This is a genomic window from Streptomyces sp. YKOK-I1, assembly GCF_054660435.1.
In genome coordinates this window covers 8,936,626-8,962,312 of record NZ_BAAGDR010000001.1, presented here as the reverse complement: position 1 = coordinate 8,962,312, position 25,687 = coordinate 8,936,626, and the positions used below count along the sequence as shown (strand labels likewise).

26 protein-coding genes and 1 pseudogene are annotated in these 25,687 nt (G+C 72.1%); 9 read left to right on the top strand and 18 right to left on the bottom strand.

All coding sequences use genetic code 11. The features are described 5' to 3' along the window. Positions 1-43: 43 nt before the first annotated feature. Positions 44-307: a hypothetical protein gene (locus ACYQ8Q_RS39855; RefSeq protein ID WP_460071666.1), complete on the bottom strand. Its 264-nt coding sequence runs from the start codon at positions 305-307 to the stop codon at positions 44-46. Between the two features lie 128 nt (positions 308-435). Here ACYQ8Q_RS39855 and ACYQ8Q_RS39850 point away from each other — a divergent pair, with 128 nt between their 5' ends. Next, entirely contained in the window at positions 436-1,857 is a 1,422-nt protein-coding gene (locus ACYQ8Q_RS39850) for a lipase maturation factor family protein (protein WP_460073679.1), read from the top strand. Here ACYQ8Q_RS39850 and ACYQ8Q_RS39845 read toward each other — a convergent pair. The 5 genes from ACYQ8Q_RS39845 to ACYQ8Q_RS39825 are packed head-to-tail and all read right to left on the bottom strand — an operon-like array spanning position 1,845 to position 6,100. Continuing rightward, positions 1,845-2,669 carry an amidohydrolase family protein gene (locus tag ACYQ8Q_RS39845; RefSeq protein ID WP_460071664.1) on the bottom strand — a complete coding sequence of 275 codons (825 nt, stop codon included), beginning with the start codon at positions 2,667-2,669 and terminating at the stop codon, positions 1,845-1,847. The genes ACYQ8Q_RS39850 and ACYQ8Q_RS39845 overlap by 13 nt on opposite strands. Beyond that, a complete protein-coding gene (locus ACYQ8Q_RS39840; protein ID WP_460071662.1) occupies positions 2,666-2,980 on the bottom strand; it encodes an L-rhamnose mutarotase in 315 nt (104 codons plus the stop codon). Before ACYQ8Q_RS39840 ends, ACYQ8Q_RS39845 begins: the two co-directional genes overlap by 4 nt. Then, positions 2,977-4,005, bottom strand: coding sequence for an aldo/keto reductase (locus ACYQ8Q_RS39835; protein WP_460071660.1), 1,029 nt, complete (start codon positions 4,003-4,005; stop codon positions 2,977-2,979). Before ACYQ8Q_RS39835 ends, ACYQ8Q_RS39840 begins: the two co-directional genes overlap by 4 nt. Next, positions 4,002-4,760: an SDR family NAD(P)-dependent oxidoreductase gene (locus ACYQ8Q_RS39830; RefSeq protein ID WP_460071658.1), complete on the bottom strand. Its 759-nt coding sequence runs from the start codon at positions 4,758-4,760 to the stop codon at positions 4,002-4,004. The genes ACYQ8Q_RS39835 and ACYQ8Q_RS39830 overlap by 4 nt, the downstream gene beginning before the upstream one ends. Continuing rightward, complete coding sequence (locus tag ACYQ8Q_RS39825) at positions 4,757-6,100, bottom strand: enolase C-terminal domain-like protein (RefSeq protein WP_460071656.1); 1,344 nt, start codon at positions 6,098-6,100, stop codon at positions 4,757-4,759. The genes ACYQ8Q_RS39830 and ACYQ8Q_RS39825 overlap by 4 nt, the downstream gene beginning before the upstream one ends. A gap of 161 nt (positions 6,101-6,261) precedes the next feature. On the opposite strand from ACYQ8Q_RS39825, the gene ACYQ8Q_RS39820 reads away from it, so the two are divergent. After that, entirely contained in the window at positions 6,262-6,978 is a 717-nt protein-coding gene (locus ACYQ8Q_RS39820; protein WP_460071655.1) for a FadR/GntR family transcriptional regulator, read from the top strand. Positions 6,979-7,086: 108 nt separating this feature from the next. Continuing rightward, on the top strand, positions 7,087-8,436 hold the full coding sequence (locus ACYQ8Q_RS39815; protein WP_460071653.1) for an amidase: 1,350 nt from the start codon (positions 7,087-7,089) through the stop codon (positions 8,434-8,436). Between the two features lie 26 nt (positions 8,437-8,462). On the opposite strand, the gene ACYQ8Q_RS39810 is transcribed toward ACYQ8Q_RS39815, so the two are convergent. Then, the gene (locus ACYQ8Q_RS39810; protein ID WP_107103433.1) at positions 8,463-8,636 is read right to left on the bottom strand and encodes a hypothetical protein; all 174 of its coding nucleotides are present in this window, start codon (positions 8,634-8,636) and stop codon (positions 8,463-8,465) included. A gap of 454 nt (positions 8,637-9,090) precedes the next feature. Between ACYQ8Q_RS39810 and ACYQ8Q_RS39805 the strand changes: the two genes are divergently transcribed. Further along, a complete protein-coding gene (locus ACYQ8Q_RS39805; RefSeq protein ID WP_460071651.1) occupies positions 9,091-9,534 on the top strand; it encodes a hypothetical protein in 444 nt (147 codons plus the stop codon). Positions 9,535-9,559: 25 nt separating this feature from the next. Further along, positions 9,560-10,318 carry an SDR family oxidoreductase gene (locus ACYQ8Q_RS39800; protein WP_460071649.1) on the top strand — a complete coding sequence of 253 codons (759 nt, stop codon included), beginning with the start codon at positions 9,560-9,562 and terminating at the stop codon, positions 10,316-10,318. A 52-nt stretch (positions 10,319-10,370) separates the two neighbouring features. Here ACYQ8Q_RS39800 and ACYQ8Q_RS39795 read toward each other — a convergent pair whose 3' ends face one another. From ACYQ8Q_RS39795 to ACYQ8Q_RS39775, 5 genes are all read right to left on the bottom strand, one after another. Next, positions 10,371-11,864 (bottom strand): SDR family NAD(P)-dependent oxidoreductase, encoded by a 1,494-nt coding sequence (locus tag ACYQ8Q_RS39795; protein WP_460071647.1) that lies wholly within the window; start codon positions 11,862-11,864, stop codon positions 10,371-10,373. Positions 11,865-11,966: 102 nt separating this feature from the next. Beyond that, positions 11,967-13,325 carry a wax ester/triacylglycerol synthase family O-acyltransferase gene (locus ACYQ8Q_RS39790; RefSeq protein WP_460071644.1) on the bottom strand — a complete coding sequence of 453 codons (1,359 nt, stop codon included), beginning with the start codon at positions 13,323-13,325 and terminating at the stop codon, positions 11,967-11,969. Positions 13,326-13,427: 102 nt separating this feature from the next. Continuing rightward, positions 13,428-14,648, bottom strand: a complete 1,221-nt coding sequence (glgC, locus tag ACYQ8Q_RS39785) for a glucose-1-phosphate adenylyltransferase (RefSeq protein ID WP_460071642.1) — start codon at positions 14,646-14,648, stop codon at positions 13,428-13,430. 54 nt (positions 14,649-14,702) lie between these two features. Then, positions 14,703-15,875: a glycogen synthase gene (gene glgA, locus ACYQ8Q_RS39780; protein WP_460071641.1), complete on the bottom strand. Its 1,173-nt coding sequence runs from the start codon at positions 15,873-15,875 to the stop codon at positions 14,703-14,705. Positions 15,876-15,914: 39 nt separating this feature from the next. Next, positions 15,915-16,652, bottom strand: coding sequence for a (2Fe-2S)-binding protein (locus ACYQ8Q_RS39775; RefSeq protein ID WP_460071640.1), 738 nt, complete (start codon positions 16,650-16,652; stop codon positions 15,915-15,917). A gap of 227 nt (positions 16,653-16,879) precedes the next feature. On the opposite strand from ACYQ8Q_RS39775, the gene ACYQ8Q_RS39770 reads away from it, so the two are divergent. Continuing rightward, entirely contained in the window at positions 16,880-18,076 is a 1,197-nt protein-coding gene (locus tag ACYQ8Q_RS39770) for a DMT family transporter (RefSeq protein WP_460071639.1), read from the top strand. Here the strand turns inward: ACYQ8Q_RS39770 and ACYQ8Q_RS39765 are convergent. Then, positions 18,066-19,244: a transglycosylase family protein gene (locus ACYQ8Q_RS39765; protein ID WP_460071638.1), complete on the bottom strand. Its 1,179-nt coding sequence runs from the start codon at positions 19,242-19,244 to the stop codon at positions 18,066-18,068. The genes ACYQ8Q_RS39770 and ACYQ8Q_RS39765 overlap by 11 nt on opposite strands. A 164-nt stretch (positions 19,245-19,408) precedes the next feature. Here ACYQ8Q_RS39765 and gndA point away from each other — a divergent pair, with 164 nt between their 5' ends. Continuing rightward, a complete protein-coding gene (gndA, locus tag ACYQ8Q_RS39760; RefSeq protein ID WP_460071636.1) occupies positions 19,409-20,848 on the top strand; it encodes an NADP-dependent phosphogluconate dehydrogenase in 1,440 nt (479 codons plus the stop codon). A gap of 375 nt (positions 20,849-21,223) precedes the next feature. Here the strand turns inward: gndA and ACYQ8Q_RS39755 are convergent, their stop codons facing one another. Beyond that, positions 21,224-21,571 carry a GNAT family N-acetyltransferase gene (locus ACYQ8Q_RS39755; protein WP_460071634.1) on the bottom strand — a complete coding sequence of 116 codons (348 nt, stop codon included), beginning with the start codon at positions 21,569-21,571 and terminating at the stop codon, positions 21,224-21,226. A gap of 47 nt (positions 21,572-21,618) precedes the next feature. Beyond that, complete coding sequence (panD, locus tag ACYQ8Q_RS39750) at positions 21,619-22,038, bottom strand: aspartate 1-decarboxylase (RefSeq protein WP_460071633.1); 420 nt, start codon at positions 22,036-22,038, stop codon at positions 21,619-21,621. Between the two features lie 496 nt (positions 22,039-22,534). Between panD and ACYQ8Q_RS39745 the strand changes: the two genes are divergently transcribed. Together ACYQ8Q_RS39745 and ACYQ8Q_RS39740 are read left to right on the top strand one after the other, a co-directional pair. After that, entirely contained in the window at positions 22,535-23,053 is a 519-nt protein-coding gene (locus tag ACYQ8Q_RS39745) for a hypothetical protein (RefSeq protein ID WP_460071631.1), read from the top strand. 9 nt (positions 23,054-23,062) lie between these two features. Then, positions 23,063-23,887, top strand: a complete 825-nt coding sequence (locus ACYQ8Q_RS39740; protein WP_460071630.1) for a hypothetical protein — start codon at positions 23,063-23,065, stop codon at positions 23,885-23,887. Between the two features lie 243 nt (positions 23,888-24,130). On the opposite strand, the pseudogene ACYQ8Q_RS39735 reads toward ACYQ8Q_RS39740, so the two are convergent. The 3 genes and pseudogenes from ACYQ8Q_RS39735 to ACYQ8Q_RS39725 all read right to left on the bottom strand — a co-directional run bounded on the left by ACYQ8Q_RS39735 (position 24,131) and on the right by ACYQ8Q_RS39725 (position 25,513). After that, positions 24,131-24,789, bottom strand: a pseudogene (locus ACYQ8Q_RS39735) (nucleotidyl transferase AbiEii/AbiGii toxin family protein). Further along, a complete protein-coding gene (locus ACYQ8Q_RS39730) occupies positions 24,786-25,148 on the bottom strand; it encodes a hypothetical protein (protein WP_460071629.1) in 363 nt (120 codons plus the stop codon). The pseudogene ACYQ8Q_RS39735 and the gene ACYQ8Q_RS39730 overlap by 4 nt, the downstream one beginning before the upstream one ends. Before the next feature lie 128 nt (positions 25,149-25,276). Continuing rightward, positions 25,277-25,513, bottom strand: coding sequence for a hypothetical protein (locus ACYQ8Q_RS39725; protein ID WP_460071628.1), 237 nt, complete (start codon positions 25,511-25,513; stop codon positions 25,277-25,279). Between the last annotated feature and the right edge of the window lie 174 nt (positions 25,514-25,687).

Genomic DNA, 25,687 nt, shown 5'->3' with positions numbered 1-25,687 from the left:
GCCAGGATTCGTCCGATTCTTCGACCGGGGGCCGTACGGCGTCTCAGTCGAGGGCGACGCCGTCGACCAGCTCGGTGGTGTCGGACTCGTCGGGTCCGTCGGGAACCAGCCCGCCGCCGTCGGGCAGGTCGGGGATCTCGGGGACGGTCTCGGGCCCGAGATCCCCGGAGAGGTCCTGCTCCCCGGTCGCCGGGAGGACGACCCCGGCATCCGGCGGGGTGCCGTTCTCCTCCGCGCCACTGCGGCCGGCCACGAGGAGCACCGCCGCGAGGGCGCAGGCGGTGAGGGTCGCAACGGGTACTCGCACCTCTGCCTCCCGAAGGATCTGGATGATTCGCCCTCCATTGTCTGCTTCACTCACGAGGGTGACGCAAACGGAGGGAGGGATCACGCCCCGTCACGATGGTCGCAACGAACGCGAAGGAGCGCACCGCCGTGGACTGGTTCACCGCACCCGACTACTGGCTGAGCCGACTGCTGTTCCAGCGGGCGCTGGCCGGTGTGTATCTGGTGGCGTTCCTGACGGCGGCCCTCCAGTTCCGCGCGCTGCTGGGCGAGCGCGGGATGCTGCCGGTCCCCCGTTACGTCGAGCGGGTGCCGTTCCGGGCGGCGCCCAGCCTGTTCCAGTGGCGTTACTCCGACCGGCTGTTCGCGGGCTGCGCCTGGACGGGGTGTGCGGTGGCGGCGGCACTGCTGGCGGGGCTGGACGGGCTGGTCCCGCTGTGGGCGGGGATGCTGCTGTGGCTGGTGCCGTGGGCGCTGTATCTGTCGATCGTGAACGTCGGCCAGACCTGGTACTCCTTCGGCTGGGAGTCGCTGCTGCTGGAGACCGGGTTCCTCGCGGTGTTCCTCGGCAACGACGAGGTGGACCCGCCGGTCGTGGTGCTCTTCCTGGTGTGCTGGCTGCTGTTCCGGGTGGAGTTCGGGGCGGGGCTGATCAAGATGCGGGGCGACGCCTGCTGGCGGAAGCTGACCTGTCTCTACCACCATCACGAGACCCAGCCGATGCCCGGCCCGCTGAGCTGGTTCTTCCATCATCTGCCGGGGCCGCTGCACCGGGTGGAGGCGGCCGCCAACCATGTCACCCAACTCGTGGTGCCGTTCCTGCTGTTCGCGCCGCAGCCGGTGGCCACGGCGGCCGCGGCACTGATGATCCTGACCCAGCTGTGGCTGATCCTGTCGGGGAACTTCGCCTGGCTGAACTGGATCACGGTGGTGCTGGCCGTGCCCGCGCTCTCCCTGCCCACGGACCACCGGCGGCTCGCCGGCCCACCGCTCTGGTACGAGGTGGTGGTCCTCGTGGCGGCGGCTGTGCTCGTCTTCCTGAGCCACCGCCCGGTGGTCAACATGCTCTCCCGCCGCCAGGTGATGAACCGCTCCTTCGATCCGCTGCACCTGGTCAACACGTACGGCGCGTTCGGCAGCGTGAGCCGGATCCGCTACGAGGTGGTGGTCGAGGGCACCCGGGACGACGTACCGCGCGAGGAATCGGACTGGCGGGAGTACGAGTTCAAGGGCAAGCCGGGCGATCCCCGGTACTGGCCGCGCCAGTTCGCCCCCTGCCATCTGCGGCTGGACTGGCTGATGTGGTTCGCGGCGCTCTCCCCGGCGTACGCCGGACCGTGGTTCGGCGCGCTGGTGGAACGGTTGCTGGCGGAGGACCGCGACACCCTGAGGCTGCTGCGCCGCTCACCGTTCCCGCCCGGCGAGCCACCGCGGTACGTCCGCGCCCGGCTCTTCCGCTACCGGTACACCACCTGGCGGGAGCTGCGGGAGACGGGCGCGTGCTGGCACCGCACCTACGTGAGGGAGTACCTGCCACCGACCCGGCTGACGGCGGCGGCTCACAGGTCGTAGACGCGTACGGCGGTGCGCTCGAAGAGCTGCCCGTGTTCGGCGGGGTTCACCAGCCCGGCGGTGAGGGTGACGACGTCCTCGTACCGGGCCGCGAGCGTGCACACCGGCCAGTCCGAGCCGAACATCAGCCGGTCCGGGCCGAAGGCGTCCAGGACGGTGTCGGCGTACGGGCGCAGGTCCTCCGTGCTCCGGTGGGCGGGGTCGGCCTCGGTGAGCAGGCCGGAGAGCTTGCAGACGGTGTTGGGGAGGGCGGCGAGGGCGCGCACGTCGCAGGCCCAGGGTTCCAGGGCGCCGGAGGCGACGGGGGGTTTGCCCAGGTGGTCGAGGACGAAGGTGAGCTGCGGCAGGGCGGCGGCCGCCTCGGCGCAGGCGGGGAGCTGGTGCGGGAGGACGACGAGGTCGTAGACCAGGCCCGCCGCCGCCACGGCCGCCAGGCCCCGCTGGACGTCGGGGCGCAGCAGCCAGCCGGGGTCGGGTTCGCCCTGGACCTGGTGGCGGACGCCCTTGAGGTACCGGCCGCCGGGGAGTCCGCGCAGCCGGGCGAGTGCGTCGGCGGTGTCCGGGCGGGTGAGGTCGGTCCAGCCGACGACGGCCGCGATCAGCGGGTGCGTGGCGGCGAGCGCGAGGAGCTCGGGGGTCTCCTCGGCCACGGTGACCGTCTGGACGAGGACCGTACGGTCCACCCCGGCCGCACGGGCCGCGGGTTCCAGGTCCGCGAGGGTGAAGTCGCGGCGGAGCGGGCTGCCCGCCCCGATCCAGTCCTGGTCCCGTACGGACAGGTCCCACACGTGGTGGTGGGCGTCCACGGTCACGGCAGCTCCCATACGACGGGCAGGCCGGCGTCGGCGCCGCGGCCGGAGTAGTCGTGGACCACGTCGAGGAGTTCGGCCATCCGGGCCTGCCAGGCCACGTTGACCGGCAGTTTCTCCAGCTCCGCGAGGAGTCGGGCGTAGTCCTCGCACTCCAGCACGTGGAAGAGGTCGGTGCCGCTGCGCCATATGGTCCAGGAGGAGGCCCCGGCGGCCCGTATCGCGTCGGTCAGCTCCTCGGGCACCTCGCGGTGCGCGGACTCGTAGGCGTCGATCCGGTCGGCGCGGACCTTGGTGTGCAGGGCGATTCTCATGACGGCTCCTCGGGCGGAAGCAGTCCGGTGTCCCGCAGCTCCTGCCAGAAGGCGTCGGGGACCGGGGTGGCGAACTGCTCCGCGCAGTCGTCGGCCTCCGCCGCCGAGCGGGCGCCGACCAGGACGCTCGCGACCGCCGGATGGGCGGCGCAGAAGGCCAGGGCGGCGGCGCGCAGCGTGATGCCGTGCCGGCCGGCCACCGCCTTCATCCGCAGCGCCTTGTCGAGCAGTTCGGGCGGGGCGGGTGCGTAGTTGTACGTGGCCGAGGGGCCGGGGTCGGCGAGCAGCCCGGAGTTGAAGGCGCCGCCGATGACGACGGACACGCCCCGTTCGACGGCCGCCGGCAGCAGTTCGGCGGCGGCACGCTGGTCGAGCAGGGTGTGGCGGCCCGCGCAGAGCACCACGTCGACGTCCGTCTCGCGGACGAACCGGGTGAGCATCTCGGCCTGGTTCATGCCCGCGCCGATCGCCCCGACCACACCCTCGGAGCGCAGCTTCTCCAGGGCGGGGTAGCCCTCGCGGAAGGCCTGTTCGGCGTGGTCGTCGGGGTCGTGCAGATAGACGACGTCGACGCGGTCGAGACCGAGGCGTTCGAGGGAGGCGTCCAGGGAGCGCCGTACGCCGTCGGCGCTGAAGTCCCAGACGCGGCGGTGGGTGGCGGGCACGGCGAAGCCGTCGGCGAGGTCGTCGCCGCCGTCCGGGTGGGGCTCCAGGAGGCGGCCCACCTTGGTCGACACCGTGTACGCCGAGCGCGGGTGCTCGCGCAGGGCGGCGCCGAGGCGGCGTTCGGAGAGGCCGAGTCCGTAGTGCGGTGCGGTGTCGAAGTAGCGCACACCGTGGCGCCAGGCGGCGGCGACGGTGTCGTGGGCCTGTTCGTCGGTGACCTCGGTGAAGAGGTTGGCGAGGGGTGCGGCGCCGAGGCCGAGGCCGGTGACGGGGACGGCGCTGTGGCCGAGGAGGGGCCTCGGGTCGCCGCTGCGGCCGACGGCGGCCACCGGGTCGCCGCTGCGGCCCTGGCCGGTCATCGGGTCGCCGCCGGGCGCAGCCGCAGGCCCTGCATTCCGCCGTCCACGGCGAGCGCGGTGCCGGTGGTGGCGCCGGAGAGGGGGCTCGCCAGATAGGCGATGGCCCCGGCGACCTCGGCGGCGCTGACCAGGCGGCCGGTGGGCTGGCGGGCCTCCAGCGCGGCGCGTTCGGCGGCCGGGTCGTCGGCCGCGTCCAGCAGCCGGCCGACCCACGGGGTGTCGGCGGTGCCGGGGTTGACGCAGTTGACCCGGACGCCCTCGCGGACGTGGTCGGCGGCCATGGCGAGGGTGAGCGAGAGGACGGCCCCCTTGGTCGCGCTGTAGAGCGCCCGCTGGGGCAGGCCCGCGGTGGCGGCGATGGAGCAGGTGTTGACGATCGCGGCGTGCGGCGACCGCCGGAGGTGGGGCAGGGCGGCGCGGGCCACCCGGACCATGCCGATCACGTTGACGTCGAGGACGCGGTGCCATTCGGCGTCGTCGTTGTCCTCGACGGTGCCCTGGGCGCCGATGCCCGCGTTGTTGACCAGGACGTCCAGACCGCCCAGGTCGGCGACGGCCGCCGCGACCGCCTCCCGGACGGAGGTGTCGTCGGTGACGTCGGCGCGGTACCCGAGGATCGGCTTGTCGACGCCGGAGGGGTCCAGGTCGAGGACGGCCACCCGGGCGCCGCGCTCGGCCAGAGTTGCGGCGGTGGCCCGGCCGATGCCGGACGCGCCACCGGTCACCAGGGCACTCAGCCCCGCGAAGTCGCTCACGCCTCGTTCTCCTTCCGTACGGCGAGGTCGGCGGCCCAGAAGGTGCCGCCCGGGTAGGTGTACCGCTCGATCGACCCGGGGCGCATGGCCGCCGAGAACCCCGGCGCGGTGGGGGCCGTGTAGTGCCCCGCGCGCATCACCACGGGGTCGAGGAAGTGGTCGTGCAGATGGTCGACGTACTCGATGACGCGGTCCTCGGTGGTGCCGGTGAGGGCGACGTAGTCGAACATCGACAGGTGCTGGACGAGTTCGCACAGGCCGACGCCGCCCGCGTGCGGGCAGACCGGGACGCCGAACCTGGCGGCGAGCAGCAGGATCGCGAGGTTCTCGTTGACGCCGCCGACGCGGGCGGCGTCGAGCTGGAGGACGTCGAGGGCGCCGGCCTGGAGGAGCTGCTTGAAGACGACACGGTTGTGGACGTGTTCGCCGGTGGCCACCCTGACCGGGGCGACGGCCCGGCGGACGGCGGCGTGGCCCAGGATGTCGTCGGGGCTGGTGGGTTCCTCGATCCAGTACGGGTCGAACTCGGCGAGGGCGCGGGTCCAGCGGATCGCCTCGTCGACGTCCCAGCGCTGGTTGGCGTCGATCGCGAGCCGGATGCCGGGGCCGACGGCGGCGCGGGCGGCGCGGCAGCGCCGTATGTCGTCGGCGAGGTCCGCGCCGACCTTCAGCTTGATCTGCCGGAAGCCGTCGGCGACAGCCCCGACGGCGAGCCGGGTCAGCTTCTCGTCGTCGTAGCCGAGCCAGCCGGCGGAGGTGGTGTAGGCGGGGTAGCCGCGCTCCAGCAGGTGCGCGGTGCGGCCGGCGGCGCCCTCCCTGCCGCGCACCAGCAGGGCGAGAGCGTCGTCGGGGGTGAGGGCGTCGGTGAGGTAGCGGAAGTCGACCTGGCTGACGAGCCAGGCGGGGTCGGCCTCGGCGAGCAGCCGCCACAGCGGCTTGTCCGCGCGCTTGGCGGCGAGGTCCCAGGCGGCGTTGACGACCGCGCCGATCGCCATGTGCATCACGCCCTTCTCGGGGCCGAGCCAGCGCAGCTGGCTGTCGCCGATCAGGTCGCGGCTGAGGGTGCCGGGGTCGGCGCAGAGCGCGTCGACGGACCGGCCGACCACGTGGGCGCGCAGGGCGTCGATGGCGGCGACCTGCACCTCGTTCCCCCGGCCGATGGTGAAGGTGAAGCCGTGCCCTTCGTGGCCGTCGGCGGCGTCGGTGCGCAGCACGACGTAGGCGGCCGAGTAGTCGGGGTCCGGGTTCATCGCGTCGGAGCCGTCGAGCTCGCGCGAGGTGGGGAAGCGGATGTCGTGGGTCTCGACCGCGGTGACGCGGGCGGTGGTCGGCGGGGCCATCGGCCGGCTCCTCATCTGACGTGCTTCGTACGACAGCCGCATATTTATCAGACCACTTCGCCGCCGCGACAGCCCCCGACCGGGATCAAGGGGCGGTATTGACCCAAGTGGTCGGACCACATCCCTGGCTAGACTGCGCGGACCGGCGAGGAGGAGAGCACGTGGACGAGCCGCGGCAGAGCGGGAGCACCGCCCCTAAGGGCACGGTGACGCAGCGCGCCATCGAGCGGATCAAGGCGATGATCGGCGAGGGGCTGCTGGAGCCGGGCCAGCGGCTGCCGACCGAGCGCGATCTCGCGGCCCAGCTGGGCATCTCCCGCAGTTCGATGCGGGAGGCGATCCGGGCGCTGACGGTCCTCGGCGTGCTGGAGGCGCGGCACGGTTCCGGGATCTACGTCACCCGGCTGCAGGCCGGTGATCTGCTGGAGACGTTCGGGGTGGTCGCCGATCTCTCGCGCGGGCCGCGTCTGGTGGAGCTGCTGGAGGTGCGGCGGATCCTGGAGTCGACGACGGCCGCGCTGGCCGCCGCCCGGATCACGCCCACGCAACTGGCCGTGGTGGAAGGGCACTTGGCGGCGATGAACGCCACCGAGGACCCGGAGGAGATCCTCGCCCACGATCTCGCCTTCCACCGGGCGATCGCCGGGGCCGCGGGCAACGAGACGATGGCGGCGATCCTGGAGGGCCTGTCCTCGCGCACGTTCCGGGCCCGGGTGTGGCGCGGCTACCGCGAGGAGGGCGCGTTCGAGCGCACCCGGCGCGAGCACGCCGCGATCCACCGCGCGCTCGCCGCGCACGATCCGGAGGCGGCCCGCGCGGCGGCGGCCGCGCATGTCGGCGAGGTGGAGGAGTGGCTGCGGGCGCAGGTGGGTTCCTGACCGATTTCCCCGGCGGCCTCTCGACGCGGGCCGCCCGGCCGGGCATGGTTTCTCCCTACGTACTCACCAGTAGCACCACGTACCCACCAGAAGCACCGAGGAGTCGCCGTGACCACCTGGGTCGGCCGGACCGCCGTCGAGATCGCCGCAGCCGTGCGGGAGAAGCGGGTCACCCCGCGGGAGGTGGTGGCGGAGCACCTCGCCCGGATCGAACGCCTGGACGGCCGGATCGGGGCGTTCCGGGTGGTGCGGGCGGAGGCCGCGCTCGCCGAGGCAGACGAGGTGGCCGCCCGGTCCGACCTGGCCGAACTGCCGCTGGCCGGGGTGCCGGTGGCGGTCAAGGACAATCTGCCGGTGCGGGGCGAGTCGACGCGGGTCGGCTCGGCCGCGACCCCGGACACACCGGCCGGCGCCGACCATGTGACCGTGGCCCGGCTGAGGGAGGCCGGCGCGGTGGTCGTGGGGCTGACCAACGTGCCGGAGCTGTGTGTCTTCGGCACCACCGAGGGCGTGCACGGCACGGCCCGCAACCCCTGGGACACCTCGCGCACGGCGGGCGGCTCCTCCGGCGGCAGCGCGGCGGCCGTGGCCGCGGGGATGGTGCCGATCGCGCTCGGCAACGACGGCATGGGCTCCCTGCGCATACCCGCCGCGAACTGCGGTCTGGTGACCATCAAGCCGGGGCACGGGGTGGTGCCGGCGGGGATAGGCGACGGCGACTGGTTCGGGATGTCGGAGAACGGCCCGCTGGCCACGACGGTCGAGGACGCCCGGCTGATGCTGTCGGTCCTGGCGGACGACACGGGGGCCGTACGGCAGGACGGCGAGCCCGGCGCGCTGCGGATCGCGGTGTCGGTGCGCAGCCCGCTGGCGGGGGTCACGGTGAGCGCCCCGTACGCGGACGCGGCGCGGGACGCGGCCGGGGTGCTGATGAAGGCGGGCCATCAGGTACGGCGGGCCGACCCGAGCTACCCGCTGTCACTGGGGGTGACCTCGCTGGCGCACTGGACGGCGGGCACGGCCGTGGACGCGGCCCCCCTGGACCCCCGGCTGCTGACCCGGCGCACCCGGGTGCACGCGGCCCTCGGCCGGCGGTTCCTGAACGGGGTGCGGGGCGGCTCGGCGCGGGAGGAGCTGCGCCGGCGCCTGGAGCCGTTCTTCGACGAGTACGACGTCCTGCTCACACCGGCACTGGCCCGGCGTTCACCGAGGTCGCAGGCCTGGCACGAGCGGGGCTGGCTGCGCAATGTGCTGGTCAACACGAACTACTCGCCGCTCACCCCGCCGTGGAACCTGACCGGGTGGCCCGCGATGGCGGTGCCGTTCGGCACCCTGCCCTCGGGGGCGCCGGCCGCCGTCCAGCTGGTGGGGCGGCCGGGGGCCGAGGCGGAACTGCTGCGGGTCGCGGAGCAGCTGGAGGGGCTGCGCCCCTGGACGCGGACAGCGCCGCTCGACTGAGCGCGAGCGGCGCAGGGCCGGGCGGCTCAGTCCACGCTGGGCAGGATGTGGTCCTCGGCGAGGTCGTCCTCGTAACCGGCCAGGCGGATCGGGGCGGAGCGCGCCCACACGTCGAGGCTGCCGATCTCGCCGGGCCTGCGGCCGGCGCGCTCCGTGCGTTCCTTGGGGCGTTGTTCGCGATTGGTCTTCTCCGGTGTCACCGCGCACTCCTTATGTGTCGGGTCACCCTCGGGGCGTGCCGGCCAGTCTGCGGTCCGGCGCTTAACGCTCCCTCGGGTCGGGCTGGAGCCGATGGCTACGCGGTGGTGCCGTGACTCCCAGGAGAGCTGGCCGTTGTGAACCGGCTTGCCCCGGACGGACGGTGGGTGTGGGTGGCACTCCGTCCTGCTGTCCGTCGCTACAGACTAACCAAATGAGCGGGGTGCCGCTCGATAGCGTCGAAAATTTGAGGTAACCATGGCGTGTCACCTACGGCTCCACGTAGGTGAATTGAACCCTTTTCGGTGGTTTCGCGCCGGTCGAGTTCACCCGTCCGGCGTATCTGGACCCGTCCGGGCGACGGTCGGCCGCGTCGTTCAAGTGCCGTTCGCCCCGTCGCAAGCACGCCATGATCTGCTGAGGTACCGAACGGCTGTCTCGCGGGAGGACTGACGCATGGAGCTGCGCGGCGTCGAGGAGCTGATGGACCTGCTGTACGCGTGCCGGGGCGTGCCGGAGTCCCCGGGCGGTCCGGCTCACGGGGTCGACCTGCACGACCACGCGCTCCAGACGGCGGCGCTGCTGCGCCGAAGCCGCCCCGCGGACAAGGAGCTCCAGCTGACCGGCCTGGTCCACCCCATCGGCCACCTCCTGCGGCCCGCCGACCCCACCGGCCGCGCCGAGCGCACCGCGGAGGCCGTGCGCCCCCTGCTCGGCCCCCGTGTCGCCCATCTGCTCCGGCTGCACCCCTGGCGCGGCACCGACGACGACCTGGCCCGTCTCCACCAGGCCGACGAGGACGGCCGCTCCCCCGACGTCGACGCGGGGGTCCTGGAGGACTGGCGCACCGTCCTGGAACTCATCGCGGCCCGCAACTCCCGTCTCGGGGCTGTCGATTGAGCGCACCCCGTGAGACCGTACGCCGATGACCTCGTCGTACGGTTTGCACGGCAGGGCCGCCGTCGTCACGGGCGCCACCCGGGGCATCGGCCGGGCGGTGGCACGGCTCCTGGCGGAGGCGGGGGCGCGGGTGTGCGTGAGCGCCCGCGATCCCGACGAGGTCCGGCGGACCGCCCGTGAGCTGGGCGGGGTGGGCCTGCCCGGGAGCGTCGCGGACCCCGGGCACCCCGAGGCGCTCACCGACCTGTGCCTGCGCACCTTCGGCCGCCTGGACGTCCTGGTCAACAACGCGGCGACGAACCAGCCGTACGGCCCCCTCATGGACGCCGATCCGGCCCTGTGGCGCGAGGCCTTCACCGTCAACGTCGAGGCCCCGCTGCGCCTCGCGCAGTGCGCCTGGCACGGCTGGATGCGCGAGCACGGCGGAACCGTGATCAACGTCTGCACGGAGGGCGCGGGCCACGTGGGCCCCGGCGTCGGCGCCTACGGCACCAGCAAGGCCGCCCTCCTCCACCTCACCCAGCAGCTCGCCGGCGAACTCGGTCCGGCGGTCCGGGTCAACTCGGTCTCCCCCGGCCTGGTACGGACGGAGATGGCACGGTTCGTCTGGGAGCCGAAGGAGAGGGCCATCGCGGCGGACCTCCCCCTCGGCCGCATCGGCGAACCGGAGGACGTGGCGCAGGCGGTGCTGTGGCTGTGTTCGGATGCGGCGCAATGGATCACGGGCACTGATCTCCTGGTGGACGGCGGCACCCGCGTGAGGGCGGCACGCACCGCAACCTGAAGGGGCGCGGGGAACTGCGCGAGCAACCCCCCACAACCCGCACCCGAAGAACTCACCACTTGCCCGGCGAATAATCCTTCAGGAAGACCCCGTACACGTCGTCACCGGCCTCGCCCCGCACCACCGGGTCGTAGACCCGGGCCGCCCCGTCGACCAGGTCCAGCGGCGCGTGGAACCCCTCCTCGGCGAGCCGCAGCTTGTCGAAGTGGGGCCGCTCGTCGGTGATCCACCCGGTGTCGACGGAGGTCATCAGGATCCCGTCGGTCTGGAACATCTCCTGCGCGCTGGTCCGCGTGACCATGTTCATCGCGGCCTTGGCGGCGTTGGTGTTCGGGTGCCCCGCGCCCTTGTAGCCCCGGCCGAAGACACCCTCCATGGCGGACACGTTCACGACGTACGACCGCCCGCTGGCCGCCCGCCGGGCCGCCTCGGCCATCGCCGGCCGCAGCTTGCTGATCAGGATGAACGGCGAGGTGTAGTTGCACAGCTGGGTCTCCAGCAGCTCCACCGGGGAGATCTGCTCGATGGTCTGCACCCAGGTGTTGCTGTCGACGACGTCGGGGACGAGCCCGCCCGCGTCGATGGCGGTGCCGTCGAGGTGCCGGGCGACGCTGGCGTTGCCCGCGACCAGGGCGAGGTCGGCGACCTTCTGCGCGTCCAGACCGCTGGTGCCGAGGGGCAGCGCGGCCAGTCCGTCGACCGCGCCGGAGTTGAAGGCGCCGATGACGTGGTGGGCGGGCAGCTCACCGGCGGGCAGCGGGGCGCTCTCGCCGTCGACCAGCGCGGCGTAGGCGGTCGGCAGGCGCCGTACGGTCTGCGTGGCGTTGTTGATCAGCACGTCCAGCGGACCCGCATCGGACACCTGTTCGGCGAGGGCCACGGCCTGCGCCGGGTCGCGCAGGTCGATGCCGACGACCTCCAGCCGGTGGATCCAGTCGGCGGAGTCGTCCATGGCCTTGAAACGGCGGATGGCGTCCTTGGGGAAGCGCGTGGTGATCGTGGTGTGCGCGCCGTCGCGCAGCAGCCGGAGCGCGATGTACATGCCGATCTTGGCGCGGCCACCGGTGAGCAGGGCCCGCTTGCCGGTGAGGTCGGCGCGGGCGTCCCGCTTGGCGCGGTTCAGCCGGGCGCAGTCCGGACAGAGCTGGTGGTAGAAGTAGTCGACCTCGACGTAGCGGGTCTTGCAGGTGTAGCAGGAGCGCGGGCGCTGGAGTATCCCGGCGATCCGGCCCGCCTCGGTGACGGACGACGGCAGGATGCCCTCGGTCTCGTCGTCGATGCGCTGCGCGGAGCCGGTCGCGGTGGACTCGGTGACCGCCTTGTCATGGGCGGTCTTGGAGGCCCGGCGCTCCTGGCGGCGGCGCTGCTTCACCGTGCGGTAGACACCGGCGGTGGCCCGGCGCACGGCGATCGCGTCCGGGTGGTCGACCTCCAGCTTGTCGAGTTCCTCGAGCACGCCGAGGCAGACGGCCAGCCGCTCGGGGTCGATGCCGGGGCCGTAGACCGTCTCCTCGGTGGCGGCCGAGCCGTCCTCTGTCACCGTCATCGCGCTGCTGTTCCCTGCTGAGAAGTGCGGCGCTCCGACCGCGCCCGCTTTCGAACGGGGAAGTCTACGGAGCGCCGGGCCTCTCCTCCAAACCCGTTCCGGTCAGGAACCGCAGGCCGTGATGAGTGTCTCCACCTCGGTGGTCAGCGCGTGCGCGAACCGGTCGAGATCGGGGACGGCCTCGCCGTCGGCGACCAGCCCGTAGTGGACCCGGCCGCGGTACGTCGAGACGGCGACCGCCAGGGACTGGCCGCGGGCCAGCGGGGCGTACGGGAACACCTCGGTGACCGGGTTGCCGCCGAGCTTCAGACCGAGGCTCGGCAGCGGGACGCTGGTGACGAGGATGTCGAACCAGAGCCGGGCGGCCTGGCTGACCAGCGGTCCGCCGAGCCGGTGGCCGAGCGCCGGGACGTGGTCGGCGAGCAGGGCGACGGCGCCCGCGCCCCGGCCGGGCCCCGCGTCCTTGTTGGCGTCCATGGCGGTGCGGACCTGGGCGAGCCGGCCGAGCGGGTCGGGGTCGTCGACCGGAAGCCGTATCAGGTACCCGGAGAGCCGGTTGCCCTGGGGGTGTGCGGTGCGCGGGCGGCGCTTGGAGACGGGGATCAGCGCCCGGGGGCGTACACCCTCGCTGCCGTCGCCGCGCTCGTCCAGCCAGCTGCGCAGGGCGCCGGCCACCACGGCGATCAGGACGTCGTTGACGGTGCCGCCGACCACCTTGCGGACGCGGTGCACGTCGTCGAGGTCGAGGACCACCCCGGCGGTGCGGCGGGTGCCGGTGGGCGCGGCGGCGAGGGCGGGGGTGGAGCGTACGCCCAGCCGCGACACGGCGACGGAGGCGCCGATGTCGAGGGCGCGCCCCACGTCCGAGACGGCGCCGCGCAGCAGCCCGGGGAGTCTGCGCACATCGGGGATCAGGCCCCGGGCGGGCTCGGCGGGGCGCGGCCGGGCAGCGGGCAGGTCCATGGGGTCCAGGACGGCGGCGGCGAGCGTCAGGGCGCGCAGTCCGTCGGCGAGGGCGTGGTGGAACTTGAACAGCACGGCGAAGGACAGGCCGTCCTCGCCCGGCAGGACGTGCGCCTCCCAGGGCGGGCGGTCGCGCTCCAGGGGGCGCTCCATGAGCCGTCCGGCCGCGGTCTGGAAGTCGGCCGTGGGGGCGTGCAGCCGGACGTGCCGGTGGGGGTCGAAGTCGGGGTCGCTCTCGCGTACCGCACCGCCTATGGCGAGCGGGCGCCGCAGGTCGAGGGGCAGGACGGGATCGAAGGGCCGCCACACGTCACGGATGCGCATGCGCAGCCCGGGGACGGCCGCCGCGCGCGCGGCGAGCAGATCGGCCGCGTGGGCGCCCGCGGTGGGCGACTGCGCGGTGAAGACCCCGAGGGCACCGAGGTGCATCGGGTGCTCGGAGGACTCGATGTTCCAGAACGCCAGGTCGAGGGGTGCCAGAAGATCATCAGCAGACAAGGGCTTGCCTCGCGTCGACGACGGGTGAGGCAGCAGTCAACCCCTTGGAGGCGATCACGGTCAAGCATGTTCAGGCTACGCACAGTTAACAGCCGATTAAGTTCATGACACCTGCTGTCCCTTCCCGAGGCCGATGACCCCGTTCTCGGACACGGTGTACAGCTCTCCGTCGCGCTCGGGATTGACCCCGATGGTCGCGCCCGGCGGCACCTCCACGTTCTTGTCGAGGACCGCGCCGCGCACCACCGCGCCCCGGCCGATGTGGACGTTGTCGTGCAGGATCGAGCCCTGGACGACCGCCCCCGGGTCGACCCGGACACCGGGCGACAGCACGGACCGGGTGACCTGGCCGCGGATCAGGCAGCCCGCACTGATGATCGACTCGCTGGCCATGCCGCCCGCGTTGAAGCGGGCCGGGGAGAGCTGGTTGGAGTGGGTGTAGATGGGCCAGCTGCGGTTGTACAGGTTGAAGGCGGGGCGCTCGGCGATCAGGTCCATATGGGCGTCGTAGTACGCGTCGAGCGTGCCGACGTCCCGCCAGTAGCCCTGGTCGCGGCTGGTCTCGCCGGGGACGTGGTTGGAGCTGAAGTCGTACAGCTGGGCCTCGCCGCGCCGCGTGAGCTGCGGCAGGATCGAGCCGCCCATGTCGTGCACGGAGTCCTCCTCCTCGGCGTCCCGCTGGAGGGCCTCGATGAGGGCCTTGGTGGTGAAGAGGTAGTTGCCCATCGAGGCGAACACGGTGTCGGGCTCGTCCCGCAGGCCGGGCGGGTCGGCGGGCTTCTCCATGAAGTTCTCGATCGTCTGACCGTCCGAGCCGGGGGTGATCACCCCGAAGGAGGACGACTCGCTGCGCGGGACCCGGATCCCGGCCACCGTGACCCCGGCGCCGCTGTCGATGTGCTGGGTGAGCATCTGGCGGGGGTCCATGCGGTACACGTGGTCGGCGCCGAAGACGGCGACGTACTCCGGCCGCTCGTCGTAGACCAGGTTCAGCGACTGGAGGATGGCGTCGGCGCTGCCCAGGTACCAGCGCTTGCCGAGCCGCTGCTGGGCGGGCACCGGGGTGACGTAGTTGCCGAGCAGGCTGGACATCCGCCAGGTGGTGGTGATGTGCCGGTCCAGCGAGTGCGACTTGTACTGCGTGAGCACGCAGATGCGCAGGATGTCGGCGTTGACGAGGTTGGACAGCACGAAGTCGACGAGCCGGTACGTGCCGCCGAACGTGACGGCCGGTTTGGCCCGGTCGGCGGTCAGGGGCATCAGGCGCTTGCCCTCGCCGCCCGCCAGCACGATGCCGAGCACAGAAGGTCCACCACGACGCATTGGCCGCTCCCCTCACCCTGGTTGGAACCCATGGATGCCCCGCCACGGGGCCCGCTACGCCTGTTTGACGATCTCCTGGTACAGCCGGACCGTCCGCCGGGCCACGGCGTCCCAGCCGAACTCGTGCACCGCGCGCACCCGCCCGGCTTCACCCATCCGGCGTCCGGCCGCCGGATCCCCCAGGACCGTGTCCAGCGCCCGGGCGAGCCCCGCCTCGAACACGGCGGCCTCCTCGTCGACCGGTACGAGGAGGCCGGTCACCCCGTCCTCGACGACCTCCGGTATCCCGCCGACCCGGGAGGCGACCACGGGGGTGCCGCAGGCCATCGCCTCCAGGTTGACGATGCCGAGCGGCTCGTAGACCGAGGGGCAGACGAACACGGCCGCGTGGGTGAGGAGTTGGATCACCTCGGGGCGCGGGAGCATGCGCGGGATCCAGTGCACGCCGTCGCGGGCGCGGCTCAGTCCGGCGAACAGGTCGCGGAACTCCCGGTCGATCTCCGGGGTGTCGGGGGCGCCCGCGCAGAGCACCACCTGGGCGGCCGGGTCGATGTCCCGTACGGCGCGCAGGAGATGGGGCACGCCCTTCTGGCGGGTGATGCGGCCGACGAACAGCACGTAGGGGCGGTCCGGGTCCAGTCCGATCCTGGCCAGTGCGTCGGTGCCGTGGTCCGGGCGGTAGATGCCGGTGTCGATGCCGTTGTGCACCACGTGGACCCGCTCCGGGGTGAGCGCGGGGTAGCAGGTGAGGATGTCCTCGCGCATCGCCGCCGATACGGCGATCACCGCGTCGGCGGCCTCCAGCGCGGTCCGCTCGGCCCAGCTCGACAGGGCGTAGCCGCCGCCGAGTTGCTCGGCCTTCCAGGGGCGCAGGGGCTCCAGGGAGTGCGCGGTGACCACGTGGGGGACGCCGTACAGCTCCTTGGCGAGATGGCCGGCCAGGTTGGCGTACCAGGTGTGGGAGTGGACGAGTTCACGGCCTTCGAGGGCGGCGGCCATGGCCAGGTCCACGGAGAAGGTGCGCAGCGCGTCGTTGGCGTCGTCCAGGGCGGACCAGGGGCGGTGGCGCTGGACGCCCTCCGCGCGCTCCCTGAGGGAGCTCTCGCCCCAGCAGTGCACGTCGAGGTCGACGAGCCGGTGCAACTCCCGGGCGAGGAACTCGACATGGACGCCCGCGCCGCCGTACACGTCCGGGGGGTACTCCCGGGTCAGCAGTCCCACACGCACCCGGAACCCCCCATTCTCAGCGGCTGGCTCCCTTCATGGTCACCCAGACGGGGCGCGCGGGGAAGAGCGCGGGGGTCGTGTGAAGCAACAGTCACCGCAGACTCCGCCGCCGGGCACCCGGTAGTAGAGACAGCAGCTGCGGCGGCGGAAGGCGGTGCCGGCGCGGACGCCGGTGTCCGCGAGGAGGGGGTGGGTGAACAGTTCGGCGGTGAGGGCACGCGCGCGTGCGGCGGCCCCGGGGCGCCCGTGCGCCCGCGCCCACTGCTCCAGTTGCCGGGCGGCCCCGGCCAGCGCGGAGGCGGCGTTGCCCCGCAGCAGACCGGGCGCGACGCGGTGGTGGGCGCGCAGGGCCGCCGACAGCGGTGCGAGGTGGCCGTCCAGTACGGCGGCGGCGAGGGTCGGGGCGTCCCCGGGCAGCTCCCTGACCTCGGTCAGCCAGAGGTCGTCGGGCGCGCTGCCGTCCGGGTCCCAGCGCAGCAGCCGCGGATCGAGGTCGGGGAGCGCGCCGTACAGGACGGCGCAGCCGAGGGCCGCCGACCACAGCCGGGCCGCGAGCCCCTGCTGGGCCACGGAGGCCCCGATCCGCTCCTCGGGGGCCCGCAGCGCCCGGCTCACCTTCCGGACACGGAAAGTCAGCACATTTCCGTAAACATCCGACGACAGGTTTGCGTAGGCCTGCGCGAGGGTCGGCAGCGGGCGCGGCGGTGCTGCGGCCGCGCGTAGGACGAAGAAGCCGCCGAGCGGGCGCAGCGCGGCGAGCCGGGGGTCGAGGTCCACGACGTGCAGTAGTACCAAGGGCGGCCGTAGCCGACATCAGGGGGATCCCTCAGACGTCACCCGTCTGAGGGAGGACGGTGGTCCCGTCGTACTCCATCGGCAGTAGGAGGCATTGAGTGCTCAGGTACGACGACGGGAACAGATCGACAAGGCATCGTGTTGGTTATGAAAGCCGACCGTTCGCCGCGCCGGGTCCCGGGCCCCGGCCTCACGCAGAGGAGCAGCTCATGAGCGCCCTCGCGTTGTCCGTGGTCCTGTCGCTGGTCTCCGCCGTGGCGTACGCCTCCGGCGCGATCGTGCAGGAGCAGGTCGCGGTGTCCTCGCCGGACGGGGAGTACGCGCCGCTGCGCCGCCCCGGCTGGTGGGCGGCGGTCGTGCTGAACGGCCTCGGCGGTCTGCTGCACGTGGTGGCGCTGGCTTACGGCCCGCTGAGCCTGGTGCAGCCGCTGGGGGCTCTGACCATCGTGTTCGCGCTGCCGATGGCCGCGCTGTTCGTCGGCCGCAGGGCCGGGGCGACGGCCTGGCGGGGCGCGATCATGGCGACGGTGGGTCTGGCCGGTCTGCTCTCCCTGGTCGGCGCCTCGGACGCGCAGTCGCTGAGCACCGCGCAGCGGGTGAGCGTGGCCGTGGTGACCGCCGGCGCGGTGGTGGCCCTGATGGTCGCCGGGCGAGCCGCGCATCGGCATCCGGCGGTGCGCAGCATGCTGCTGGCGACCGCCTCCGGCATAGCCTTCGGCATGTCGTCCGTCTTCACCAAGACCGTCGCGGTCGACTGGACCGGCGGGGTCTCGACGGCCGACGTGCCCTCCCTCGCGGTGATCGGCGTGCTGGCCACCGCGGGCATGCTGTTGTCGCAGGCCTCCTACCGGGGCGCGGGCCTAGCGGCGCCGCTGGCCACGCTGACCGTGGTCAACCCGGTGGTGGCCGCCGCGGTCGGCATCACGATGTTCGGCGAGACGTTCCGGTACGGCACGACGGGCACCGTGCTCGCCCTGGGCTGCGCAGTCGTGGCGGCGGGCGGGCTCATCCTGCTGACCACCGAGCGTCTTCAAGGAGGATCCGCTGTGGCCGGGGCTGTGGCCGCACCGGAGGAGGCGGCGCGGCCCGCTCTGACGGCCGTGGACACCGCGTCGGCGCCGCTCATGGCGGACCTGCCGGAGGATCTGCTGGCCGCCGTGGAGATGCGGGACGGCATGCGGCAGGAGAAGGCGGAGCGGTGGGAGAAGCCGCTCGTACCGGTCCAGGCCGGGGAGCCTCTCGTCCCGGCCGGGGAGTCTCTCGAGGACATCGGGAACCTCGACGACCTCGCCGAGGCGCCGGCCCCGGCCGACCGGCCGATGGTCTTCTTCCAGAGCCCGCTCTGGAGCGCGACGTACATCCCGATGCCGGCCGTCGACCGGCATCGGGTGCGGGTCAAATCCTGACGCCGCCGGCCCGCAGGTAGGCCAGCGGGTCGACGTCCGAACCGAAACCGGGCCCCGTCCGCACCTCGAAGTGCAGATGCGGGCCCGTGCTGTTGCCGGTGGAGCCGGAGCGCCCGATGCGCTGCCCGCCGCCCACCGACTGCCCGTCCCGCACGGAGATCGCGGACAGATGGGCGTACTGGGTGTAGCGGCCGTCGGCGTGCCGGATGACCACCTGGTAGCCGAAGGACCCGCCCCAACCGGCGCTGACGACCGTGCCCGCGGCGACGGCCTTCACGGAGGTCCCGGTGGGGACGGGGAAGTCGACGCCGGTGTGGTAGCCCTTCGACCAGGAGGAGCCGGTCGCGTGGTACGGGGTCCCGGTGGCCGCGGCGACGGGGGCGACCAGGGAATGGCCGGTCTTCGCCTTGTCGTCGGCGTCGGATTCCTTCTCGGTGCGGGATCTGGACGTGCTCGGGCTCGTCCTGGGGGCCTTCGTGTCGGCCGGGGCGCTCAGTCTCAGCCGCTGGCCCGGCAGGATCAGGTCGGGATCGGCGCCGATCGTGCTCCGGTTCGCGGCGTAGAGCCGCCGCCAGCCGCCCTTGACGTCCTCGGTGTCGGCGATGCCGGAGAGGGTGTCGCCGCGGACGACGGTGTACATCTCGGCGGTACCGGCCCGGGACTGGGGCGTGGCCTGCGGCTGTACGTCCTTCAGCGACGTCTTGGCCGACTTGGCGGACTTGGCGGACTTGGACTGCTTGGCGGAGGTGCCGCCGGAGGTGCCGTTCGGGTGGATGTCGGGGGTGTCGCCGCCCCGGGCCAGTCCGGCCCGTACCGAGCACACCGGCCAGGCCCCGGGGCCCTGGCCTTCCAGGACCTTCTCCGCGACGGCGATCTGCTGGTCCCTGGTGGCCAGGTCGGCGCGCTGCGCGTACCGCTTGCCGCCGTACGCCTCCCAGGTCGACTGGGTGAACTGGAGGCCGCCGTAGAAGCCGTTGCCGGTGTTGATGTGCCAGTTGTTGCTGGACTCGCAGGCGGCGACCTTGTTCCAGGTGTCCACGTCGGCCGCCTGGGCCGCCCCGGCGCCGATGAGCGGTATCGCCATACCGGCGCCGCCCGCGGTGACCGTGAGTGAGGCCCGGTTGATCCTGTTCGGCTGGTACCGGCGGTGCCGGCCGCGTACGGCCATGGAGTTCCCCCTCGACAAGCGTCAGGAGGGGCAAAAGTACGGGCCGTTCACAGCCCGTGACAAGACCGCAATCAGCCGCTCCCGGTGCGCGCAGGGGAGCGGGAAACCCGCAAGGATGGGCCCCAGGACGAAACAGACCGGCACCACCCCTAGGAGCCTGCCCTATGAGCACTACAGCGCAGATCGGTGTGACGGGACTCGCGGTCATGGGCCGCAATCTCGCCCGCAACTTCGCGCGCAACGGTTACACGGTGGCGCTGCACAACCGGACGGCGGCGCGGACCCACGCGCTGGTGGAGGAGTTCGGGCACGAGGGAACGTTCGTGGCGGCGGAGAGCGCCAAGGACTTCGTGGCGGCGCTGGAGCGGCCCCGCCGACTGGTGATCATGGTGAAGGCCGGGGAGCCGACCGACGCGGTCATCCGGGAGTTCGCCCCGCTCCTGGAGCCCGGCGACATGATCATCGACGGCGGCAACGCGCACTTCGCGGACACCCGGCGCCGGGAGCGCGAACTGCGCGAGCAGGGCCTGCACTTCGTCGGCACGGGCATCTCCGGCGGCGAGGAGGGCGCGCTGCACGGGCCGAGCATCATGCCGGGCGGTTCGACGGAGTCGTACGGCTCGCTCGGACCGATGCTGGAGAAGATCTCCGCGAAGGCGGCGGACGGCGCGCCCTGTGTGACGCACGTCGGGCCGGACGGCGCCGGGCACTTCGTGAAGATGGTCCACAACGGCATCGAGTACGCCGACATGCAGCTGATCGGTGAGGCGTACCAGCTGCTGCGCGATGTCGCCGGGTACGCGCCGGCGCAGATCGCGGAGATCTTCCGCACCTGGAACCGGGGCCGGCTCGACTCCTACCTGATCGAGATCACGGCCGAGGTGCTGTCGCACGTGGACGCGGCGACCGGCGGGCCGTTCGTGGACGTGGTCGTGGACGAGGCGGAGCAGAAGGGCACGGGCCGCTGGACGGTCCAGATCGCCCTCGACCTGGGTGTGCCGGTGTCGGGGATCGCGGAGGCGGTCTTCGCCCGCTCGCTGTCCGGACACGCGGCGCTGCGCAACGCGTCCCGCGGGCTGGCCGGGCCGAAGGCGGCCCCGCTGGGCGAGGCGGAGGCGGCGGCGTTCGCGGACCGGGTGGAGCAGGCGCTGTACGCGTCGAAGATCGTGTCGTACACCCAGGGCTTCCACGAGATCGCGGCGGGCAGCGAGGAGTACGGCTGGGACATCGACCTCGGCGCGGTCTCCGCGATCTGGCGGGGCGGGTGCATCATCCGGGCGGCGTTCCTGGACCGGATCCGGGCGGCGTACGACGCGCGGGCCGATCTGCCGAGTCTGCTGTCGGACGAGACGTTCGCGGCGGAGATCGGGGCCGCGCAGGACGACTGGCGTGAGGTGGTGGTGGCCGCGGTGCGGCAGGGGGTGCCCACGCCCGGCTTCGCGGCGGCGCTGGCGTACTACGACGCGCTGCGGGCGGAGCGGTTGCCCGCGGCGCTCACTCAGGGGCAGCGGGACTTCTTCGGGGCGCACACGTACCGGAGGGTGGACCGGGAGGGGGCGTTCCACACGTTGTGGGGTGGGGATCGGTCCGAAGTGGGTGCGTAGCGCCTGGTCAGGAGTGCGGGTGTGGGGTGCTGGTCGCGCAGTTCCCCGCGCCCTTTCGGGCCGCCCCCGGTCTCATGTCAGCGGCGGGCCCGGTTCCGGGTTGGGGACTGGTTCCGGGCCCGGGGGAATCGGTGACGGAGAGGGCTCCGGGGGCGGGCCCGGCATCGGCGGTGGCTGCGGGGCCGGTGGGGGTTCGGGGGTCGGCACCGGGGTCGGGTACGGGTCCGGAGGGCCCGGCGTCGGCGTGGGCGGGGCGGGGTCGGGGGGTGGGGTGGTCATCGTGTCCTCCGGCCAGTCGTGTCGCTCGGCTCTGGACTACTCCCCCGCGTACCCGGCACCGCCCCGGACACTCACCCGGGTGGGTCCGCCCGGCGGTCAGAAACGGCCGGGATGGGCGCGCAGCCAGTCCTTGGCGGCGGCCAGCAGGGCGGGGTCGGCGGCCGGGGCCTCCTCCGGGTGGCGGGCCGCCCACTTCACGACGTACGGGCAGAGAGGCGCGACCGGGACGCCCTCGCGCGCGGCGATGCCGTACAGCTCGCGCGCGAGGGAGCCCGCGATGCCCTGCCCTTCGTGGGCCGGCTCCACGATGGTGTGCACCGGGACGAGGGCGCGGGCGGGCGACTCCAGGACGAAGTACTCGATGTGACCCACGACCTCGGCCCCCTCACCGAGGGCTTCGAGACGGCCGGCCGTCCGGTTGTCACGGATCTCGATGTCGCTCATGGGCACTCCCGGTGCGATGCGTGCGGTCGGTACGGCCGACGCGTCGCTCAGACGGACACCGCCTGCGGGCTGCGCCGCTGGTCGGAGCCCGGTACCGGCTCCGAGGCGTCGGCCCCGAGGGCCACGATCCGGTTGTCGCCGTCCACGTGCACGACCCGCGGCTCCAGCGCCCTCGCCTCGGCGTCGGTGACCTGAGCGTAACTGATGATGATCACCAGATCTCCGGGGTGGACGAGATGGGCGGCGGCCCCGTTGATCCCGACCACCCCCGAGCCGCGCTCGCCCTCGATGACGTACGTCTCCAGCCGCGCCCCGTTGGTGATGTCGACGATGTGGACCAGCTCACCGGGCAGCAGATCGGCGGCGTCCAGCAGCTCGGCGTCGATGGTCACCGATCCCACGTAGTGCAGGTCGGCCTGGGTGACGGTGGCGCGGTGGATCTTGGACTTGAACATGGTGCGCAGCACTTTGGACTCCTGGAGGGTGGCTCCCTGCCTGCTTTGTGCAGGTCAAGGGCGGTCTTCACTTTACAAGGACAGTCGGACTCGAAGATTGTGAGGAACATCGCTTCACTGTGAGGAGTGACGTCGCCGACCAAGCGCCCGTTCGGAGACCGGTCTCGGAACGGGCACTACCTCGAGCACTGGGCCGCCCTCGGCACCGAGCCCGGTCATCGTTCAGCCCACCCCGTCGCCCTAGGGCTTCGCCCGGTCCCGGAATGTCAGGTGGTCGAGCGGACCTACGGCCGACTGATGCTCCACAGGCGTCCGGCCCGCGACTACGAGACGCTCCGGACCCGATCCGAAGCCATGATTCACCTGGCCATGACCGACCTTCAAACCAAGCCGGGCTCCCGACTGTGATCTATCGATCACGGCCGCTACCACTCGGTGGGCAGCTGAGTTCCGTTCGCCTGCCCAGACTGCTATTTCCAAGCCGCAGGCAACGGAAGGGGAGAAGGTAGTGGAAGGATCCGAAGCGCAGAACGTCCCGCTTTCCGTCTCGACAACAACCGGCATACCTCCGAGTGGCGAAAGCAGGATGTTCGTCGAGGTGCAGCGTGCGGATACGAAAGCGACAGCGCTGTGCGGAGTTGCCGGTGCACTACTTGCGATCACGGCGGGGACGGCACTGACCACACCTGTCGGCTCCTCTCGCATGCTCAGTGCGGCTGTGGCACTGGTGGGCATCCTGCTCGGGGCAGCCCTGGTATCGGCGCTGACGGCCCTGCACCCCATCTTCCCGAAGGACGACGGGCTCGTCTGGCGTGAGGAGTTCGGTGACGGAGGCAGCGGAAGCAGGCACGCGTCGACCTCTGTCCCGCGGCTCCTGGCGAACTGCACGGAGGTACCGGAACGCGAGGCCGCTCTCACCGTCCTCGCGCGCCGAAAGTTCCGGGCGATCAAGGTGGCCGTCGATCTCACCGTGGCCGCAATCGGTATGGCTGGATTAGTCCTGTTGCTCTCCTTCCTTACGTTCTGAGAATCTCACGTGCTGATCATTGTCGCCCCGCGGTCGTACGGATCGACCACCCTGGCCCTGCACCTCCTCGCCCGGCACACGGACGAGGACACCGACATCGTGAAACTGGACGCGGACTGGAAGACACCCAAGGTGGGCCGGCTTCCCGCCGAAGAGCGCCACGCCTACCAGGTCGACCTCAAGGACCCCGAGCACGACCGGATCTCGGCCGATTTCCTCACCATGCTCGAAGAGCATGCCGGGCTTCTGGAGAAACTGGGCTCCTACCTCGTCCTGAACGTGGCCAAGGACCTCTGGACTGATCACTTCATCCCGGTCCAGTCAGGGATTCACGTCGTCCACCTCAGCGAGCAGCCGTCTGCCCAGAGTGTCGTGGAGGCCCGGCTGAGGGCGCGCAACGCCCCCGGCCTGATTGCCTATCTTCACTCCGTCGACAAGGCCAAGGCTTCGCTAAACCGTCTCGACGCCGTGGAAGCGGTCCGCACGGCGGACTCGATCGTGCTCGCGTGGCGGGAACATGAACGGCTGACCGATTCCTCGCTCCCCATGGACGTCCCGTCCTCGTGGTCCGCGCTCGATGCCGGACTTGCCGAACGGATCAGGTCCGCCCTGACCGACTGGCGGGACAAACTCGACGTCCTGTTCGGAGAGACGGTCTCCGTACATGGAGGCAAGGATACGTCGCTGCCGCCAGAGGACCGCTGCCTCCTCCTGGCCCTCGCCGTGCGCAGGACGAGGGAGACTCTGCGCAAGCGGACGAGAGGACGTACCGCCTTCCGTGAACACCTGTTCACCGTTCGTCGCGGAAGCCTTCCGACCGATTCTTCGAGCTGACCGTGCCCGAGTTCCACCGTCGGGACCCGGACTGGACATGGGCGTGGGAGCGGGATGCGGTTTTTGACCGTTACTGCAGCCCGGTTTCGCCGTGAGCCACTGCGGGGTATCGCTCGGCTGCACTGCACATCCGCTGTGCAGGGAAGCCACCCGCCGTGGACGGCTCCAGGTGGGAACCTGCTGGCCACACGGCAGCCCTCGTTGCAACGGCGGTAGAGGGGGGATGGACGCGATGACCGCCTCTCAGGCGTTCTCGTCATGGATCCGCGCACCCAGATCCTCCGCCCACTCCAGCGCCACGCCTTGAGTTCTTCGATCTACTGGGAGGTGAGCCCGTACGCGGTGTAGTCCTCATCCTCGTACCAGTCCGCGCCGATCAGCCGGTCCCTGAGGTCTTCGAGACTGAACTCGTCGTGGGCGCGACGGCGGCCCAGGGATTCGAGGTCGGCGGTGGAGCGGTGGCGGGAGGCGGCCTGGACGTCGATGAGGGAGCGGACGGTGCCGCGGTCGGCCAGGGCACGGACCTTGGTGCCGATCACGTCGTCGAGGGAAAGAACGGGGCCATAGGGGGTCTGGGCCGGCGGAGCCCAGAACGCCTCCTTGAGGACGTCGACCTCGCACTCCTCGCCGGTGTCCGGATCAGTGACGAGGAAACGGCCGCTCAGCGGATCGGTCTGGACGTGCGTGGTCCGCCATCCTCGCGCGCTGAGGCCCGCCGTGAGTGAGGCGACGATCTCCTGCATCGGAGCGGGGTTCTCGGTGGCGACGTCGAGGTCACGGCTGAAGCGTTCGACCAGGCCGTGGGCCTGCACGGCGTATCCGCCGGTGAGGACCAGCGGGTAAGGGGAGCCGAGGTCGAGGATGTCGGCGAGGAGACGCTCGTGGAGCGGAGTGAGCTTCACGCGGCGGTCGTGCCGGCCGGAGCGGTGCGGAGCAGCTCGGGGAAGGCATCCTCCCAGACCTCGCGGATGTAGGGACTGATCAAGCGCCGCAGCACGGGCCACTGCTCGGTGAGCAGCCGGTGGTGCAGGAGGGCCGCCAGGTCCTCACGCAGTCCTTCGGCGAGGACGGTCCGGTAGAGCGTCATGCGGGACTTCGGACGGTCCAGGCTGTAGCTCGTCCGCCCGGACCAGACGATGTGGAGCGGCAGGTCCACGTTGCCCTCGACGGGGCCGGCCAGCTCCTGCAAACGCTCGGGCAGTCGACTGCGGTAGCGGTCTCGCAGCACCTCGGCGCGGGGGGCGGTGATCGTCGGGTCCATGCATCCAGTATCGCTGCTGGGAGGCGGCGGCATGGCGGATACCGGGCTCCCCTGTCGTACGTACGGGTCGGGCACCGCCCGCCCCTCCCCCGGACATCTCACCCAGTGGGCGCTTAGCGCATCACGGCCTACCCGTGCAGCCCCCGGGTGGCGCGGCAACCGGCTGCCCTGTCGGCCCGGAACCGGCCCCGTTCGCGGGCGCGGGCGCGGGTGATCATGACGCTGCAGGTCACGCGGAGGGCCGCCGCGGTGGAGTCGGCTTCGGTCTCGGTGTCGGAAATAACGACGGTACCGAAGCCGAAGCCCATGGCGCCGGCACAGCCCACTCGCTCAGGCCCCATGCCGCGGACGAGCTGTCGAGTCACGCAGCGAACCTCCCAAGCGGGAGCCAGCCACCTGTGTCCATGCAAAAACACCCAAACGTTAGATCTTGGACTTGGACATGGTGCGCTGCATGCAGGACTCCCGGAACGCGCTCCCTGTCCGCTTCTTGCAGGTCAAGGGCTGTCCTCCAAGGCTATGTCGGCCGACTTCGCCGG

Bases quoted from the DNA above. Each gene is read 5' to 3' on its own strand.
- ACYQ8Q_RS39800 (WP_460071649.1), top strand. From the start codon at position 9,560: ATGACCTCGTCGTACGGTTTGCACGGCAGGGCCGCCGTCGTCACGGGC.
- ACYQ8Q_RS39805 (WP_460071651.1), top strand. From the start codon at position 9,091: ATGGAGCTGCGCGGCGTCGAGGAGCTGATGGACCTGCTGTACGCGTGC.
- glgC (WP_460071642.1), bottom strand. From the start codon at position 14,648: ATGCGTCGTGGTGGACCTTCTGTGCTCGGCATCGTGCTGGCGGGCGGC.
- ACYQ8Q_RS39730 (WP_460071629.1), bottom strand. From the start codon at position 25,148: ATGGACCCGACGATCACCGCCCCCCGCGCCGAGGTGCTGCGAGACCGC.
- gndA (WP_460071636.1), top strand. From the start codon at position 19,409: ATGAGCACTACAGCGCAGATCGGTGTGACGGGACTCGCGGTCATGGGC.
- ACYQ8Q_RS39770 (WP_460071639.1), top strand. From the start codon at position 16,880: ATGAGCGCCCTCGCGTTGTCCGTGGTCCTGTCGCTGGTCTCCGCCGTG.
- ACYQ8Q_RS39825 (WP_460071656.1), bottom strand. From the start codon at position 6,100: ATGGCCCCGCCGACCACCGCCCGCGTCACCGCGGTCGAGACCCACGAC.
- ACYQ8Q_RS39840 (WP_460071662.1), bottom strand. From the start codon at position 2,980: ATGAGAATCGCCCTGCACACCAAGGTCCGCGCCGACCGGATCGACGCC.
- ACYQ8Q_RS39835 (WP_460071660.1), bottom strand. From the start codon at position 4,005: ATGACCGGCCAGGGCCGCAGCGGCGACCCGGTGGCCGCCGTCGGCCGC.
- ACYQ8Q_RS39765 (WP_460071638.1), bottom strand. From the start codon at position 19,244: ATGGCCGTACGCGGCCGGCACCGCCGGTACCAGCCGAACAGGATCAAC.
- ACYQ8Q_RS39795 (WP_460071647.1), bottom strand. From the start codon at position 11,864: ATGACGGTGACAGAGGACGGCTCGGCCGCCACCGAGGAGACGGTCTAC.
- ACYQ8Q_RS39755 (WP_460071634.1), bottom strand. From the start codon at position 21,571: ATGAGCGACATCGAGATCCGTGACAACCGGACGGCCGGCCGTCTCGAA.